At 66.0% G+C, this 15603-nt stretch carries 14 protein-coding genes; 10 read left to right on the top strand and 4 right to left on the bottom strand.

Going from position 1 to position 15603, the window contains the following annotated elements:
* Window position 1 precedes the first annotated feature (1 nt).
* The 5 genes from P1IM2_RS12260 (at window position 2) to P1IM2_RS12240 (ending at window position 2923) form a co-directional block, all read left to right on the top strand.
* Window positions 2-826, top strand: coding sequence for a DODA-type extradiol aromatic ring-opening family dioxygenase (locus tag P1IM2_RS12260; protein WP_186402630.1), 825 nt, complete (start codon window positions 2-4; stop codon window positions 824-826).
* Between the two features lie 7 nt (window positions 827-833).
* On the top strand, window positions 834-1517 hold the full coding sequence (locus P1IM2_RS12255) for an RluA family pseudouridine synthase (protein ID WP_062900619.1): 684 nt from the start codon (window positions 834-836) through the stop codon (window positions 1515-1517).
* The gene (arfB, locus tag P1IM2_RS12250; RefSeq protein WP_003040293.1) at window positions 1510-1911 is read left to right on the top strand and encodes an alternative ribosome rescue aminoacyl-tRNA hydrolase ArfB; all 402 of its coding nucleotides are present in this window, start codon (window positions 1510-1512) and stop codon (window positions 1909-1911) included. The genes P1IM2_RS12255 and arfB overlap by 8 nt, the downstream gene beginning before the upstream one ends.
* A 12-nt stretch (window positions 1912-1923) precedes the next feature.
* A complete protein-coding gene (locus P1IM2_RS12245) occupies window positions 1924-2511 on the top strand; it encodes an SOS response-associated peptidase family protein (RefSeq protein ID WP_062900620.1) in 588 nt (195 codons plus the stop codon).
* Window positions 2512-2599: 88 nt separating this feature from the next.
* Window positions 2600-2923 (top strand): PilZ domain-containing protein, encoded by a 324-nt coding sequence (locus tag P1IM2_RS12240; RefSeq protein WP_062900621.1) that lies wholly within the window; start codon window positions 2600-2602, stop codon window positions 2921-2923.
* Here P1IM2_RS12240 and P1IM2_RS12235 read toward each other — a convergent pair.
* Window positions 2920-3345: an EVE domain-containing protein gene (locus P1IM2_RS12235; RefSeq protein WP_003040303.1), complete on the bottom strand. Its 426-nt coding sequence runs from the start codon at window positions 3343-3345 to the stop codon at window positions 2920-2922. The two genes, P1IM2_RS12240 and P1IM2_RS12235, sit on opposite strands and share 4 nt — an antisense overlap.
* 153 nt (window positions 3346-3498) lie before the next feature.
* Here P1IM2_RS12235 and P1IM2_RS12230 point away from each other — a divergent pair, with 153 nt between their 5' ends.
* Window positions 3499-4428 carry an isopenicillin N synthase family dioxygenase gene (locus tag P1IM2_RS12230; RefSeq protein ID WP_186402629.1) on the top strand — a complete coding sequence of 310 codons (930 nt, stop codon included), beginning with the start codon at window positions 3499-3501 and terminating at the stop codon, window positions 4426-4428.
* Window positions 4429-4470: 42 nt separating this feature from the next.
* Here P1IM2_RS12230 and P1IM2_RS12225 read toward each other — a convergent pair whose 3' ends face one another.
* Together P1IM2_RS12225 and P1IM2_RS12220 are read right to left on the bottom strand one after the other, a co-directional pair.
* Window positions 4471-7368: a pitrilysin family protein gene (locus P1IM2_RS12225; protein WP_186402628.1), complete on the bottom strand. Its 2898-nt coding sequence runs from the start codon at window positions 7366-7368 to the stop codon at window positions 4471-4473.
* A gap of 43 nt (window positions 7369-7411) precedes the next feature.
* Window positions 7412-8557, bottom strand: coding sequence for a diguanylate cyclase (locus tag P1IM2_RS12220; protein ID WP_260834059.1), 1146 nt, complete (start codon window positions 8555-8557; stop codon window positions 7412-7414).
* Window positions 8558-8712: 155 nt separating this feature from the next.
* On the opposite strand from P1IM2_RS12220, the gene P1IM2_RS12215 reads away from it, so the two are divergent.
* Window positions 8713-10707: a lipoxygenase family protein gene (locus P1IM2_RS12215; protein WP_186402627.1), complete on the top strand. Its 1995-nt coding sequence runs from the start codon at window positions 8713-8715 to the stop codon at window positions 10705-10707.
* Window positions 10708-10864: 157 nt separating this feature from the next.
* Here P1IM2_RS12215 and purC read toward each other — a convergent pair whose 3' ends face one another.
* Window positions 10865-11644: a phosphoribosylaminoimidazolesuccinocarboxamide synthase gene (purC, locus tag P1IM2_RS12210; protein WP_003040316.1), complete on the bottom strand. Its 780-nt coding sequence runs from the start codon at window positions 11642-11644 to the stop codon at window positions 10865-10867.
* A gap of 341 nt (window positions 11645-11985) precedes the next feature.
* Between purC and P1IM2_RS12205 the strand changes: the two genes are divergently transcribed.
* The 3 genes from P1IM2_RS12205 to P1IM2_RS12195 all read left to right on the top strand — a co-directional run bounded on the left by P1IM2_RS12205 (window position 11986) and on the right by P1IM2_RS12195 (window position 15582).
* Window positions 11986-12909 (top strand): crotonase/enoyl-CoA hydratase family protein, encoded by a 924-nt coding sequence (locus P1IM2_RS12205; RefSeq protein WP_186402626.1) that lies wholly within the window; start codon window positions 11986-11988, stop codon window positions 12907-12909.
* 288 nt (window positions 12910-13197) lie between these two features.
* Window positions 13198-13596: a DUF3597 domain-containing protein gene (locus tag P1IM2_RS12200; protein WP_186402625.1), complete on the top strand. Its 399-nt coding sequence runs from the start codon at window positions 13198-13200 to the stop codon at window positions 13594-13596.
* Window positions 13597-13725: 129 nt separating this feature from the next.
* Entirely contained in the window at window positions 13726-15582 is a 1857-nt protein-coding gene (locus P1IM2_RS12195) for a DUF885 family protein (protein WP_186402624.1), read from the top strand.
* Window positions 15583-15603: the final 21 nt, after the last annotated feature.

Raw genomic sequence — 15603 nt, 5'->3', positions numbered from 1 at the left:
GATGCGCCGTCTGCCGAGCCTCTTCCTCTCCCACGGCTCGCCGATGATGGCGCTCGAGCCCAGCCCGGCGCGGGACTTCCTCGCCGGGCTGGGCGCCCGCTTGCCGCGTCCGCGCGCGATCCTGGTCGTCTCGGCGCATCACGATGCACGGTTCGAGGGCGGCCAGGCGACGGTCACCGCCTCGCCCGCGCCGCCGACGATCCATGATTTCGGCAATTTCCCCCAAGCGCTGTTCGACATGCGCTATCCCGCACCGGGCGATCCGGCGCTTGCGCAGCGGGTCGTGGACCTGCTCGCCGCTCATCGCCTCGCCGTCGCCGCCGATCCCGACCGCGGGCTCGATCATGGGGCCTGGGTGCCCCTGTCGCTGGTCTATCCCAAGGCCGATATTCCGGTGGTCCAGCTTTCGATCGCCTCGCATGCGCCGCCCGAATGGCATTATGCGCTGCGCCGTGCACTCGCGCCGCTTCGCGATGAGGGCGTATTGCTGATCGGTTCGGGCAGCATCACGCACAATCTTCGCGCACTTTTTTCGGCGCGCCTGCCGATCGACGCACCCGCGCCCGCATGGGTCACCGGCTTCACCGACTGGGTGGCCGGACATATGGCGGCGGACGCCGTCGACGAGGTGCTGCACGCTGTAGAACGCGCGCCGCATGGCCGCGACAACCATCCGACGATGGATCATATCCTGCCCTTGTTCGTCGCGATGGGTGCGGGTACGGCAGCGGACGGCCTGCACGCCGCACGGCTCCATGCCAGCACGACCTATGGCCTGCTGGCGATGGACGTTTACGCTTTCGGCGAAGGGGCGGCCCGCCTATAGGCGGGAGATGCTTCTTTCCGACCATATTCTCTTCCTCGATGGCGAGGCGCTTGTCGTCGACAAGCCCGAAGGCCTGCCCGTCGATCCGCCGCGCGACGGCAGCCTCAGCCTCGAAAACCATCTCGACGGCCTGCGCTTTGGCTTCAAGCGCTGGCCGCTCGCCGTTCACCGGCTCGACCGTGACACCTCGGGTTGCCTGCTGCTCGCGCGCAATCCCAAGGCGCACGGCCGTTTCACCCGCGCTTTCGAGGGGCGCGAGGTCGAAAAACAATATCTCGCGATCATCGACGGCGTGCCTGATGGCGATGGCGGCACCATCGACCTGCCCCTCGCGAAGACGTCGACCGCGGAGACCGGCTGGCGCATGGTTGTCGATCCGAATGGCAAGCCATCGGTATCGCACTGGGAAAAGCTTGCCGTCGTCGACGGGCGGGCGCTGCTGCGTTTCCGTCCCGAAACCGGCCGCACCCATCAGCTTCGCGTCCATGCGCTCGAGGGGCTGGGTCTGCCGATCGCCGGCGATCCCGTGTACGGCAACGGCCGCGGCAAGGACCGCACCCTGCTCCACGCCGAGCGGTTGGTGGTAAAACGTGACGTCAAGCCGTCAATAATTGCCGAAGCCCCCTTCCCCGCGCGCTTCGCCGCGCTCGGCTTTTCGCCACCCGAAGGCGCCGCCCCGACCCGTGGCTGACATTCCCGAAGCCGCGATTTCGGAAAAATTCCTAGCCGGCACCGGGCCGGGCGGCCAGAATGTCAACAAGGTCGCGACCGCGTGCCAGCTTCGCGTCGATGTGTTCGCTCTCGGCCTCCCGCCCGACGCCTACCGCCGGCTCAAGACGCTCGCGGGAAGCCGGATGACGGCGGCGGGAGAACTCGTGATTCTCGCGCGCAGCTATCGCACCCAGGAAGCCAACCGCGCCGATGCGCGCGCGCGGCTGAACGAGCTCGTCGATGCGGCGCTGGTTCGGCCTGAAAAGCGGATCAAGACAAAGCCGAGCAAGGCGGCCAGGGCGCGCCGCGTCGACGGCAAAAAGGCGCGCAGCGCGGTCAAATCGATGCGCGGACGCGTGCGATCGACCGACTAGGGCCGGGCGCGCATGCACCTCTATCGCCTCGACGTGACCGCCGAAATCGCCGCGCAGGCGATCGGTGCCGATTCAGGGCGCGATCCCTGGGCCCGCGGCTATGTCACCCCCGGACGCCCGGCGCCGGTGGTCGTCGGCGACGGAAGCGCGCAGAGCCGCCCGTGGCTGCGCCCCAAGCTGTGGGGCGTCCCGCCGCCGCCGCGCGGCGACCAGCCGGTGACGACGGTGCGCAACCTTTCGAGCCCCTTCTGGATCGGCACGCTGCGTCATCCCGAACTGCGCTGCCTGATCCCCGCGACCCGTTTCGCCCTGTGGTCGGGGACGGCCGGCGCGCGGCAACAGCTGTGGGCCGCGCCCGCCGACCAGCCGGTCTTCGCCTTTGCCGGCATCCATCGCCAGGGCGAGGATTGGCCGAGCTTCGCGATCCTGACCGTCGAACCGAACCGCCTGCTTAGCCATCACGGCGCGCAAGCGATGCCGGTCATCCTCCGCCCCGGCGATTATGCGCGCTGGCTGACCGCCGACTGGCGCGACGCGGCCAGCCTCGTCCGTCCCTTTCCGGGGCAGGAGATGACGCTGGCCGAAGACCCCATGGTATAGGCGATTTTCACCAATTCCGTCGACTTTGCGTTCACCAGCGCGGCGCTAAAAATGCGAATCGATAATCCGACCAGTGGGATTGAATACAGTGGCCAACGCCTGCACGACCGACACCGAAGAGCTTTCGCCGCAAGCGCGCCGCGCCGAACGCGCCACCGTCCGCGGGCGCGCGCGCTATCGCGAAGCGGGCTTCAACCCATTCGACGTCGAACTGTTCGACCTGTCGTCGACGGGCTTTCGCATGATCACCTTTTCGCGGCCGCAGATCGGCAAGCAGATATGGGTCAACCTGCCGGGCCTGCAGCCGCTCGAAGCGGTGATCCGGCGCGCCGACGGCAACAGCTTCGGCTGCGAATTCGTCTACCCGCTCCACCCCTCGGTGGCGGCGCACATGCAGTCGAAACTGCGCTAAGCTTCCGGCTTCTCCGACTTTTCCAATATATGCTTCCACTCGTCGGGCGTCACGCGCCCGACCGACAGGCGCGACAGGCGGATAAGGTCCATGTCGGCAAGCTTGGGGTCGGCCTTGATCGCCGCCAGCGTCACCGGATGCGCGAGCGGGCGCACGGGCGCGACGCGCACGATGACCCACGGCGATCCTTCCTCGGCGGTCGGATCGGGCGCGCTTTCCTCGGTAATGCGCATGATCCCCACGCATTCCTTGCCGATATTGCTGTGATAGAACAGCGCCTCGTCGCCGACCTTCATCGCCATCATGTTCAGCTTGGCGCTGTGGTTGCGCACGCCGTCCCACATCCCCGTGCCGTCCTTGACCAGGTCGTCCCAGCCATAGACGTCGGGTTCGGATTTCATCAGCCAATATTGCTTGCCCATGGCGCGGGCCTAGCCCAGCGCGCGCCGACGCGAAAGCATCCTTTTCCTCTTTCGCAACCGCGCCGACCCGCCTAAATCCTGATTCATGTCAAAGACGCGCCCCGGCGGGACCGGCATGGCGCGCCACAGCACCAACAAATGGACACACCCCTTATGACCGCAGCCGTTCCCGTTATTTCCATGTCGCTGCCCGACGATCGCTTCGCCCAGGATTTCGGCGGATCGTTCGAACGCTTCGGGTTCGCGATGATTACCGACCACGGCATCGACCCGGCGCTGATCGACGATGCCTGGGCGAAGGCGAAGGAATTTTTCGCGCTGCCCGAGGCGGTGAAGCGGGCCTATCATATCGCGGGCGGCGGCGGCGCGCGCGGCTACACCCCCTTCGGCACCGAAATCGCGAAGGGTGCGAAGGAAGTCGACCTCAAGGAATTCTGGCACGTGGGCCGCGACCTCCCCGCCGGCCACCCGCTCGCCGCGCAACAGCCGAACAATGTCTGGCCGGCCGAAGTCGCGGGCTTTCGCGAAACCTATGACCGGCTGTTCGCCGAATTCGACCGCATCGGCGGCAAGCTGCTCTCCGGGATCGCGCGCTACCTTGGCCTCGCACCCGATTTCTTCGACGACACGGTGAAGGACGGCAACAGCGTGATGCGCCTGCTGCATTACCCGCCCGTCGAAGGCCCGGCGAAGGGCATCCGCGCCGAGGCGCACGAAGATATCAATACGATTACCCTGCTGCTCGGTGCCGAAGAAGCGGGCCTCGAAATCCTCGACAAGGATGGGAGTTGGCTTCCGGTATCGCCGCCTGCGGGCGCCATGGCGGTCAATGTCGGCGACATGTTGCAACGGCTGACCAACAACCGCCTGCCCTCGACCACGCACCGCGTGCGCAATCCCGACTCCGGCCGCGCCAGCGTTGCGCGCTATTCGATGCCCTTCTTCCTGCACTTCCGTTCGGACTATCCGATCGTGACGCTGGATAATTGCATCGATGCCGAGCATCCGAACCTGTATCCGACGCCGATCACCGCCGACGAATATCTGCAGGAACGGCTCCGCGAAATCGGGCTCAAGAAATAGAACCGGGCCGCGGCCGCCCCGTCGGGCCGGCCGCGCGTCCCGCTATTTTCCGGCCTTGTCGCTGATCGCCCGGATCACCAGCGCCTTGTCGTCGACAAGATAGCGCTTGGCGAGCGCTTCAAGCTCGGCCGGCGTCGCAGCCTCGACTGCCGCGATGCCGTTGCGGCTGCGGTCGAGCCGGTCGGCGCGGCTCGTCGCCTCGGCGACATAGGCCAGCCAATAGGCATTTTCGCGCCGCGCCTTGGTCATCGCCTCGACCAGCGGCTTGCGCGCGCGGTCGAGCGTGTCGGCATCGACGGGTTTGTCGCGCAATTCCTTGGCGATCGCGAAGATCGCGGCGCGCGTCGTCGCCAAATCCTTGTAGTCGACATTGCTTGCGGCGACGAGCCAGCCATAGCCCGGATATTCGTCCGACAGGCTGGCTCCCGCCGACGGGCTGTAGGTTTCGCCCAGCTTTTCGCGCAGTTCGTCGGTGAGCATGAGCTGCATCACGCGCGACAGCAGGTTGAGGCGCATCGCCTCGGTCAGGTCGCTGTCGTCGCGCGCGGGCCAATAGACGCGCAGTTCGGCCTGGTCGGCCGGCCCCTTGTGGATCAGCGTGCGCTCGCTGTGGTCGACCGGATAGTCGCGCTTGCGCGCGTCGCTGTGCGGATCGAACGCCGCGCGGCGTTCGGGCAGAGCGCCGAAGGTTGCCGCGATCGCATCAATCGCCGCCTGTTCGTCGATATCGCCGACGACGCCGATCTCGATCGCGCCATGATCGAAACTGTCGGCGACCGCCGCTTTCAATTTGCTCCAGTCGAGTGCCATCATCGTCGCAAGCGGCGGCGTTTCCTCGCGCGGGTCACCGTTGGCAAGGATGCCGCCGCTGTCGCGCGCCATCACCGCGCCCGGCGTCGCATCGTTGGCGGCATATTGCTGCGGCAGATAGCGACGGATCAGCGCGAGCCCGTCGGCGCGGTAGCCGGGGTGCGTCAGATAAGCCGCCATCAGTTCGGCCTGCGCCGCGAAATCGTCGGGCGAGGTGACCGCTTTGCCCCCAAAGGCATCGGTATCGACGCCGAAGCTGGGGCTGACCGTCTTGCCCGCAAAAATGGTGCGCAGATCGTCGAGGCTATGCGCCTCGAGCCCGCCGAGGCTGATCGATCCCGCAAGCGCGACCTTGGTCGGGTCGTCGCGCGTCGCGAGCAGCGTCCCCCCGTCGACGCGCACCGACAGATAGACCTTGTCCTTCTGGAAATCGGTCTTCTTGATGTTGAGCATCACATTGTTGGCGAAGCGGATGCGCCGGATGCCGAGGTCGTCGATGCGATAATCGCTGACGACCGTGCCGGGCGTGCCGAAATTGTCATAGGCAAAGGCCGCGCTCCGTGCCTGCGCCGGGGGCGTCACCGCGACCGCGCGCGCCGTGTCGAGCGCGGCAAGGATCGCCTTGTCGCCGCCCTCGACGGGCGTCTTGGCAGTGACGCGCGCGAGCGGCGGGCTGAAGCCCTCCATCCGATTGCGGAAGGCCGCACTCACCGCATCGGCCGACAGCTGCGGCGCGACGGCATCGAACAGCGCCTGCGAGGTTTCGGGACGCACGACGACATAATCGCCGTCGGACGCGTCGACCAGCACATCGGCGAGCGCGTCGCTCCGCCGGGTCGTCACGCCGGCGACGGCATTCTTGAGCGCGGTGCGCCGATTGGCGATCTGTTCGTTGACCTCGGCCTGGGTGAAGCCGAACTGGACGGCGCGGCGCAGCTCGCGCTCGATCAGGCCGAGTGCCTCCGTCCACGCCCCTTCCTTGGCGATCGCCCCGACCGTAACCTGATCGAAGACCTTCCACCCGTCGGCTTCACTGAAATAGCCCGCGAGGATCGGAGAATTCTCGTCGAGCGCAATCTTGGCTAGCCGGCGGCTCAGGATCGCTTCGCCGATATCTTCGGCTAGCTTGCGCGCGCGCTTCGCCTTGGTGTCGGCTTGCTGCACCCAGGGTTTGAAGCTGGCGATCGTCACCGAATCCTGGATCGCCGGATCGACGAAGGATTCGGCGGCGACAGGGCGCTTGAAATCGAGCGTCCCGATGTCGGGATCAGCACCGGCCGGGCCGCGGCCCTGCCAGTCGGCGAAGCGCGCCTTGATCTTCGCTTCGACCGCGGCTGGATCGAAATCGCCGACCATCACCAGCGTCGCGCGTTCGGGCCGGTAATAGCGATCATACAGGTCGCGCAGGCGCGATGCGGGCGCGGTGCGGATGACCTCTTCAGTTCCGATCGGCATCCGGTCGGCGACCGTCATCCCCTTCATCTGGAAACCGAGCTGATCGACGATATTGCGCAGCTGATAGGTATCCCGCGCGCGGCGCTCCGACAGGATGACCCCGCGTTCGCGATCGACTGCAGCGGGATCGATCGTCAATTCGCTCGCGGTTTCCCGCATCAACATCAGCCCGGTGTCGATCAGATCGTCCGACGCGTTGGGCAGATCGAGCTGGTAGACCGTCTGGTCGAAGCCGGTCGAGGCGTTGGTGTCGGCCCCGAAGGCCAGCCCCTTCCTTTCGAGCAGCTTGATCATCTCACCCTCGGGCACATGGGTCGAGCCGTTGAACGCCATATGCTCGATGAAATGCGCCAGCCCGCGCTGATCCTCGGCTTCGGCAAAGCTGCCGACGTCGAAACGCATGCGCAGGACGACGCTGTCCTTCGGGGTGCTGTTCTTCAACAGCGCATATTTCATCCCGTTGGGAAGAACCCCGAAGACGATATTTGAATCGACGGGCACATCGCTGGCCGCGAAATTCCAGGCCTTGGCCGCGGCGGTCTGCGGATTGACCGGAACGACCTGCGCTGCGGCGGGGGCGGCGGCGGGTTTCGCGAGAACCGGCGATATGCTGACGGCGATAAGGGCAAGGGGCGAGAGCGCGGTCGAGACGCGCCAGAAAATGGTCCGCTTCATGGCGGCCGGTCTGACCGCCCCATATGGGGCGGTCAAGCCCGCATCAGCTTGCGATGCCGATGCTTTCGACCGGCGACATGTCGGGTCGACCAGCCGCCTTTGCTGCATAGAGGGCGCGGTCGGCGGTGTCGAAAAGCCGGCGCGCGCTGCCACCGTCGCCGGGCCAGTTGGCGACGCCGACGCTCGCGCCGACGCGCAATGGCTGGCCGCCGATGCGGTAGGGCGCGACGAGCGCGGCGAGCAGATGATCGGCAAGCGCGGTGGCAAGCAGCGGTGAACGGCGCGGCACCAGAATGGCGAATTCGTCACCGCCCTGCCGCGCGACCAGCGCATGATCGCCGCACGCCCGGCGCAGCCGCGCCGCGACTTCGCACAGCAGTTGATCGCCGGCGGCATGGCCGTGCCGGTCGTTCACCGGCTTGAAGCCGTCGAGATCGAGCAGCGCGATCGCGAATATCTCGCCATCCGCCGCGCGCGCGATTTCTTCTTCCAGCCGCAGGTCGAACGCACGCCGGTTGGGTAGCCCGGTCAGCGCGTCGCTATGCGCAAGATCGCGCATCTGCCGCTGCAATTCCAGAAGGTCGACAAGCTGGCCATGCTGCTGAAGGATCATGCGCACCAGGAACATCGTCGCGACGACCAGGCTGGTGCCCGCCGCAATCTCGGGCGCGTGGCCGGAGGTCAGCATCAGATAGGCGATCGGCACCATCCCGATGCCCAGATTGAGCAGCGCTGCAAAGCGCGTCGATGACAGGCAATAGGCGGTCGCCAGCGACCCCATCGCCATGATCATCGCATAATAGCTGTGATTTTCGGGCGGCGCGGCGAGCCAGTTGACCACCGTCCAGCTGCTGCACATCGCGCCCATCGTGCCCGACACCCACGCTGCCTCGACGATCACCCGCCGCGCGCGCCGCGGGCTCATGCGCCGGCCACGATAATGCATCTGCGCAGCGAAGCCAAGCAGGCACACCGCCGCCAGAACGACCGGAAAGCCGATCCGGATGATCGGATGGACGCTCGGCATGCCGCCATAGATGGCGGTCGGCGTCGTCGCCGCGAGCATCAGAAAAAGCATCGGGGTCAGCGTCTCGATACGATTGGCGCGCAGAATCGCGACATCGTCCCGGATCGCGTCCGGCAATGGCGGAAAAAAGCGCCGCCGCATCCATGCTATAACCCCCGTCATTCCGGCTGGGTATCAAGCGGGAGTAAAGCATGCGTTAAACAAAGGAAGGATTGTTTTTCATCGCCCTAACCGGGCCGCCCCCTCCCTGCGGCATGCCAAAAATTAACCATGTTCTGCGATCCCTCGCGCCGCGTTCATGTCGCAGGAGCTTTCGCATGTCCTTCCCTTCGCCCGATTTCACCGCCCCCAGCCAGATCGACCGCGCAATCCTTCCGCCCGCCGCACCCAGTCTGCCGCAGCAGGACACGCCGGCGGAGCAGGCCGCGCGCGCCGCGCAACTCGCTGCGACGCGGCAGGTCTATATGTGGACGACCGACGAGCCGTCGCTTCCCGGCGTTCCGCTCGCGACCGATGTGCCCAAACAGGATATGCCGACGATCGCCTGGTTCGCGATCCTGATCGGCGTCGGGCTGGCGATCGTGCGCAATGCACTCGCGGTGAAGCTGGACGGCGTCGACAAGGGCGAACTCGATACGCCGCGCAGCACCTATGAAGCCGCGCTGGCCGAATGCGACGCGATCGAGCTGTCGACCGCGCGCATCGCGGCGGGCCATGCGATGAAGGATGGCACGTCGCTCCTCGGCCATTTCGTCGACGAGGTCGAACATGTCGTGGCCGCGGTCGAGGCCGACACGCAGCTTGCGAAGCTGGAGGCGCATCGCCAGCGGATCGAAGCGCTGATCAAGGTCAGCGCGGCCGAAGTGGCGGGCCTCGGCAGCAGCGCGCCGCGCAGCCTCGACGCTTATCGCGCCCTGTTCCGGACGCTGCCCGTTCCCGGTGTCGCCTATGATTTTCAGGACGATGCCTGTTTCGCGCGGCTGCGCGTTCAGGGACCGAACAATATGCTGATCGCCGCGGCGGGCGACGCGCTCCCGACCAATTTCCCGCTCAGCCCCGCGCGCTATGCCGCGGTGGTCAATGGCGACACGCTGGACGCCGCGCTTGCCGAGCGCCGGCTGTTCCTGCTCGACTATGCCGAACTCGCAGTGCTGACGCCGGGCACCTACGGCAGCCTTGCCAAATATGTCTGGCAGCCGATTGCGCTGTTCGCGGTGCCGCCGGGCGGATCGGCACTCGTTCCGGTCGCGATCCAGTGCGGGCAGGATCCCGCGCTGCATCCGATCTTCACGCCCTCGGCCGCCGCCGATGCGCAATGGGGCTGGGAGATGGCGAAGCTGGTCGTTCAGGTCGCCGACGGCAATTATCACGAACTCTTCACGCATCTGGCGCGCACTCATCTGGTGATCGAGGCTTTCGCGGTCGCCACGCACCGCCATCTGGCCCAGGCGCATCCGCTATGGGCGCTGCTCGCTCCGCATTTCGAAGGGACGCTGTTCATCAACGATCAGGCCGCGACCTCGCTGATCGCCGCGAACGGGCCGATCGACCATATTTTCGCAGGCACCATCGCATCGAGCCAGGCCGCGGCGGCCGACGACCGACTGGCCTTCGACTTTTACGGCAAGATGCTGCCAGCCGATCTGGCCGCACGCGGCGTCGGGACCGGATCGACGCTCGCCGACTATCCTTATCGCGACGACGCGCTGCTGGTGTGGAATGCGATCCGCGAATGGGCGCGCCAATATGTCTGGCTCTATTATACCGACGATAACGCGGTTGTCGGCGACACCGAACTCGCCGCCTGGGCCGACAGCCTGGCCGGCGAAGCGCGGATCAGCGGCTTCGGCCCGATCGCAACGCGCGACCAGCTTGCCGATGTCTGCACGATGGTGATGTTCACCGCGAGCGCGCAGCATGCCGCGGTGAATTTCCCGCAAAAGGACATCATGGCCTTTGCGCCCGCCGTCACCGGTGCGGCGTGGCAGGCGGCACCCGACCGCGAGCGCGGACAGGACAAGCCGGGCTGGCTCGCGATGATGCCACCGATGGCGCTGGCGCTCGAACAGCTCAACGTGCTCGAACTCCTGGGTTCGGTGCATTACCGCCCGCTCGGCGACTATCGCAGCAACAGCTTCCCCTACCCGCCCTGGTTCCAGGACCCGCGCGTCACCGCGCCCGAGGGGCCGCTCGCGTGGTTCAAGGGGGCGCTGGCCAATGTCGAAAGCACGATCGCCGCGCGCAACGCGCAGCGGCGGCAGCCCTATCCCTATCTGCAGCCCAGCCTGATTCCGACGAGCATCAATATCTGAGGCAGCGCCAGCGACAAAACTTCGTCATTGCGAGCCCGGCAAGGCCGGGGGCAGCAATGCAGGGCGGTTTACGCGAGCTGTGGATTGCCGCGTCGACTTCGGCTTCTCGCTATGACGCCGCTGTAAACGCTCAGGCGCTTGCGGGATCGGGGCGGCCTTAGCTGCCCTTCTTCTTGCGGTGCGTTTCGAGGTCGAGCACCGCATTGTCGCCGCCTTCGGGCATCAGGCCAAGGCGCCGCGCAACTTCCTGATAGGCTTCGACTTCGCCGCCGAGGTCGCGGCGGAAGCGATCCTTGTCGAGCTTTTCATTGGTGTTCATGTCCCACAGGCGGCAGCCGTCGGGGCTGATTTCGTCGGCCAGGATGATGCGGCTGTAATCGCCGTCGTAGAGCCGTCCGAATTCGAGCTTGAAGTCGACGAGGCGGATGCCGACCGCCGCGAACATGCCGCTCATGAAATCATTGATGCGGATTGCCATGTCCTGAATGTCGTGCAGTTCGTCCTGGCTGCACCAGTTGAAGCAGGCGATATGTTCTTCGGCAACCAGCGGATCGCCAAGCGCATCGTCCTTGTAGCAATATTCGATCAGCGTGCGCGGCAGCGGCGTGCCTTCCTCCAGCCCGAGGCGCTTCGACAGCGTGCCCGCCGCGACATTGCGCACGATCACCTCGATCGGCACGATCTCGACCTGACGGATCAGCTGTTCGCGCATGTTGAGGCGGCGGATGAAGTGCGTCGGCACGCCGATATTGCCGAGCAGCGTGAAGACATGCTCCGAAATCCGGTTGTTGAGCACGCCCTTGCCGTTGATCGTGCCGCGCTTCTGCGCGTTGAACGCGGTCGCATCATCCTTGAAATACTGGATCAGCGTGCCCGGTTCGGGGCCTTCGTAGAGGATCTTCGCTTTGCCTTCGTAGATCTGGCGGCGACGGGCCATGGCGGTCAACTTTCTGTCGGAACCAAATGAATGGCCCCGGCAAAGCGACTCAAATGTGAGCGCGACGCCGGGGCGGTCGGGGCGCCTATAGCGACAAAGCGAGGGCGCGTCATCCCCGGGTTGAAAGCGACCCTTCCTGTCGCGCAGCGATGGGGAGGTGGCAGCGGCGCAGCCGCTGACGGAGGGGCCTTTTTGCAACGCCGCTGCCCCTCCACCATCCTGCGGATGGTCCCCCTCCCCATCGCTGCGCGACAGGGAGGATCTTTCTTTACGTTTACGTAAAGTGCTTGCACTCGACGCCGTCGCTTGCAACGCTGCTACCAAAGCCAAGGAGAGAGAAGATGAGCTTCGACCAGATTCGCCTCGACCGCCACGAAGGCATCGCACTGCTGACCCTCAATCGCCCCGACCGCATGAACGCCTTCACCGGCGAGATGATGCAGGAAATCATTACCGCGCTCGACGAATGCGATGCCGACGATGGCGTTCGCGCGGTGATCTTCACCGGTCATGGCGAAAAGGCCTATTGCGCGGGCGCCGATCTGGGCGCGGGCGCCGCGACCTTCGATTATGACAAGCGCGCCGACAAGCAGGCGCTGCTGCCCGACGGCACGCCGGCCAGCCCGATCGGCGAAGACGGCACGATCAACTGGTCGCACCCGCTGATCCGCGATGGCGGCGGCCGCGTGTCGATGCGCATCTTCGAGGCGAAAAAGCCCGTCCTCGGCGCCATCAATGGCGCCGCGGTCGGCATCGGCGCGACGATGACGCTGTCGATGGATGCCCGGCTGGCGAGCGACAACGCCCGCTACGGCTTCGTCTTCGCGCGCCGCGGGATCGTCCCCGAAGCGGCATCGAGCTGGTTCCTGCCGCGGCTGGTCGGCATCCAGACCGCGCTCGACTGGTGCTATTCGGGCCGGCTGATCCCCGCCGCCGAAGCGCATGAAAAGGGGCTGGTCCAGTCGGTCCATACGCAAGGCGAGCTGGTCGACGCTGCGATCGCCAAGGCGCGCGAGCTGACCGGCGACAGCGCTCCGGTATCGGTCGCGCTGACGCGGCACATGATGTGGCGGATGCTCGGCGCCCCGCACCCGATGAGCGCCCACCGCTGGGACAGCCGCGTGATCTTCGCCCGCGGACGCAGCCCCGACGCGGCCGAAGGCGTGACCAGCTTCCTCGAAAAGCGCGCGCCCAACTTCACCGCCAGCGTCGCCAACGACTATCCGGCGTTCGGGGAGTTCGAGGACGCTCCGCCCTATAGCTGAGGCGACAGGCAACGTCGGGTCAGGGCCGTCCGGGCTCTGACCCCGGCGTTCCGGCGCTAGCCCCAGCACGCGTACCATCGCCATTTGATGCCGCCGACCGGCTGCAGAATGTCGGTGAGATTCATGCAAATTCTCCCACCGCGGCGCGGGATCGAACTCAGCCGATGGGGGTTGGTATAGCAGCGCGGGCACCGAGGGGGAGCGGTTCATTCTCCTGTCATCCACCCGCCGCATAAATGAGTCTGGCGCGCTTCGTCCGAAGCGCCGGACCAAAGTGGGAGCATGAACATGAGCATTTTCAGCAAGATAAAAGACGCGATCTTCGGAAAGAAGGCCGAAGTCGCTACCCCCGCTCCAGCGACACCGGCAGCCCCCGCCGAGGTACCCGCTGGCCCGGCCGCGGCCGCGGCGCCCACTGCCCCGATCAGCGAAGTCGATGTCGAGGCGATCCTCGCCACCGAAGCCGCCAAAGTGGCACAGCCGCTCAACTGGCGCACTTCGATCGTCGACCTGATGAAGCTGCTCGACATCGATTCGAGCCTCGCCAATCGCAAGGAGCTGGCGCAGGAACTGGGCTATACCGGCGAACTCAACGGCAGCGCCGAAATGAATATCTGGTTGCACAAGGCCGTGATGCGCGAACTTGCGGCGAACGGCGGCAAGGTTCCAGCCGACCTGACCGACTGACAAAGCGCCGATAATTTTCGACCGGGGCCGGGCGCACGGGGTGCGTTTCCGGCCCCTTTCGATTGACCCGCGCCAGCAGCGGCTCCAAATGATTTCCTCAGAAACGATAATATCTAGGGGAGCCGCCGAATGCCCGAAGCCTTTGCCACGCCCGTCAGCCGCCGTCAGACGATCGCCACCCTCGGTGCCGGAGTCGCGGGGCTGGCCTTGACCGCGCCGGCCCGCGCCTTCGCGCCCGCGACCAGCGGCGACGGCGCGGCGGGCGCCGACGCGCTGCTGACCTCGATCGCCGACAATCTGCTTGCCCATTCGCCCGAGGGCGCGACCTCGCTCGGCATCGATACCGGCGCGCGCGCCGCGATGCGGGCGCAGCTCGGCGATCGGTCGGCGGCGGGGCAGCAGGCACTGGCGGCGACGCTGAAGGCCGATCTGGCGCGCGTCCGTGCCTTCGACACGGCGGGGCTCGACCATGCGACGCGAACCAGCCTTGCGGTCGTCGACAGCGCCTATGACGTCGCGCTCGCCGGCTTTGCGCAGCCCTATGGCGATGTCGCGGTGGGCGGCTGGCGCAACACGCCCTATGTCGTCATCCAGAATGTCGGCGCCTATCTCGACGTGCCGAAATTTCTCGACAGCGATCATCCGGTCAAGACGAGCGCCGACGCCGAGGCCTATCTTGCGCGCCTCGCCGCCTATCCCGCCGCACTCGACGGCGAAACCGAACGGCTCAAGGCCGCCGCCGCCCAAGGCCTCATCGCCCCGGCCTTTCTGATCGACAAGGCGGTCAAGCAGATGGAAGCGAGCCTTGCCGACGCTCGCGAAGGCGGCGGGCTGGTCGAAAGCCTCGCCTCACGGACGCGCGAACAGAATATTGCCGGCAACTGGGGCCCGCGCGCCGAGGCGATCACCCGCGAGACGGTGGTGCCGGCGCTCGAACGCCAGTTTGCCGAACTCAAGGCGCAGCGGCCGAAGGCGACGATGGACGCGGGCATGTGGGCACGGCCGCACGGCGACGAATTCTATGCCTGGGCACTGCGCGCATCGACCACGACGCGGATGACCCCCGACGAGGTTCACAAAATGGGTCTGGAACAGCTCGAAGAGTTGCACGGCCGGATGGACCCGATCCTTCAGAAGCTCGGCTATACGCAAGGGTCCGTCGGCGACCGGATGAACGCGCTGGCGAAAGACCCGCGCTTCAAATTCCCCGACAATGATCAGGGCCGGGCCGAGATCGTCGCCTATATCCAGAGCTGGCTGAACAAGATTCGCGCCCAGTTGCCGCGCGCCTTCCGTACAATGATGAAGGGCAATGTCGAGGTGAAGCGGCTGCCGCTCGCCGAAGAACCCGGCGCGCCTGCGGCCTATGGCGGTGCCGGATCGATCGACGGATCAATCCCCGGCCGTTTCTGGATCAACCTGCGCACGACCGATCTGCACAGCAAATATTCGCTCCCCGACCTTGCGATGCACGAGGCGATCCCGGGCCATGCCTGGCAGGGCGAATATGCCAACAAGATGCCGCTGATCCGTTCGATGCTCGCCTTCAACGCCTATTCCGAGGGCTGGGCGCTTTATGCCGAGCAGCTTGCCGACGAGTTGGGGCTTTACGACGATTTCGAGGTCGGGCGGCTCGGCTACCTCCAGTCGATCGCGTTTCGCGCCTGCCGCCTCGTCGTCGATACCGGGATTCACGCAAAGCGCTGGACGCGCGAAGAGGGCGTGCGCTTCTTCGTCGAACGCAACGGATCGAACCCGCTGGAGGTCGCGAGCGAAGTCGATCGTTATTGCAGCTGGGTCGGGCAGGCCTGCGGCTACAAGGTCGGCCACAGCGAGATCGTCCGCCAGCGCGGACGCGCGCAGACCGCGCTCGGTGCAAAATATGACCTGCGCGATTTCGACGACACCGTCGTACTCGGCGGCAATGTGCCGCTCGACGTTCTCGCGAAAAATGTCGACGAATATATCGCGGAAACGAAGGGATAGTGCCCGGAAAAAGGCAAGGCG

The organism is Sphingopyxis sp. P1IMeth2 (assembly GCF_900185685.1).
In the GTDB taxonomy this organism is placed as follows: domain Bacteria; phylum Pseudomonadota; class Alphaproteobacteria; order Sphingomonadales; family Sphingomonadaceae; genus Sphingopyxis; species Sphingopyxis terrae_A.
This window is presented reverse-complemented; position numbering and strand designations above follow the sequence as displayed.

Excerpts from the sequence above, each read along its gene's own strand:
- P1IM2_RS12260 (WP_186402630.1), top strand. The coding sequence starts at position 2 with ATGCGCCGTCTGCCGAGCCTCTTCCTCTCCCACGGCTCGCCGATGATG.
- P1IM2_RS12255 (WP_062900619.1), top strand. The coding sequence starts at position 834 with ATGCTTCTTTCCGACCATATTCTCTTCCTCGATGGCGAGGCGCTTGTC.
- P1IM2_RS12245 (WP_062900620.1), top strand. The coding sequence starts at position 1,924 with ATGCACCTCTATCGCCTCGACGTGACCGCCGAAATCGCCGCGCAGGCG.
- P1IM2_RS12235 (WP_003040303.1), bottom strand. The coding sequence starts at position 3,345 with ATGGGCAAGCAATATTGGCTGATGAAATCCGAACCCGACGTCTATGGC.
- P1IM2_RS12230 (WP_186402629.1), top strand. The coding sequence starts at position 3,499 with ATGACCGCAGCCGTTCCCGTTATTTCCATGTCGCTGCCCGACGATCGC.
- P1IM2_RS12225 (WP_186402628.1), bottom strand. The coding sequence starts at position 7,368 with ATGAAGCGGACCATTTTCTGGCGCGTCTCGACCGCGCTCTCGCCCCTT.
- P1IM2_RS12220 (WP_260834059.1), bottom strand. The coding sequence starts at position 8,557 with ATGACGGGGGTTATAGCATGGATGCGGCGGCGCTTTTTTCCGCCATTG.
- P1IM2_RS12215 (WP_186402627.1), top strand. The coding sequence starts at position 8,713 with ATGTCCTTCCCTTCGCCCGATTTCACCGCCCCCAGCCAGATCGACCGC.
- purC (WP_003040316.1), bottom strand. The coding sequence starts at position 11,644 with ATGGCCCGTCGCCGCCAGATCTACGAAGGCAAAGCGAAGATCCTCTAC.
- P1IM2_RS12205 (WP_186402626.1), top strand. The coding sequence starts at position 11,986 with ATGAGCTTCGACCAGATTCGCCTCGACCGCCACGAAGGCATCGCACTG.
- P1IM2_RS12200 (WP_186402625.1), top strand. The coding sequence starts at position 13,198 with ATGAGCATTTTCAGCAAGATAAAAGACGCGATCTTCGGAAAGAAGGCC.
- P1IM2_RS12195 (WP_186402624.1), top strand. The coding sequence starts at position 13,726 with ATGCCCGAAGCCTTTGCCACGCCCGTCAGCCGCCGTCAGACGATCGCC.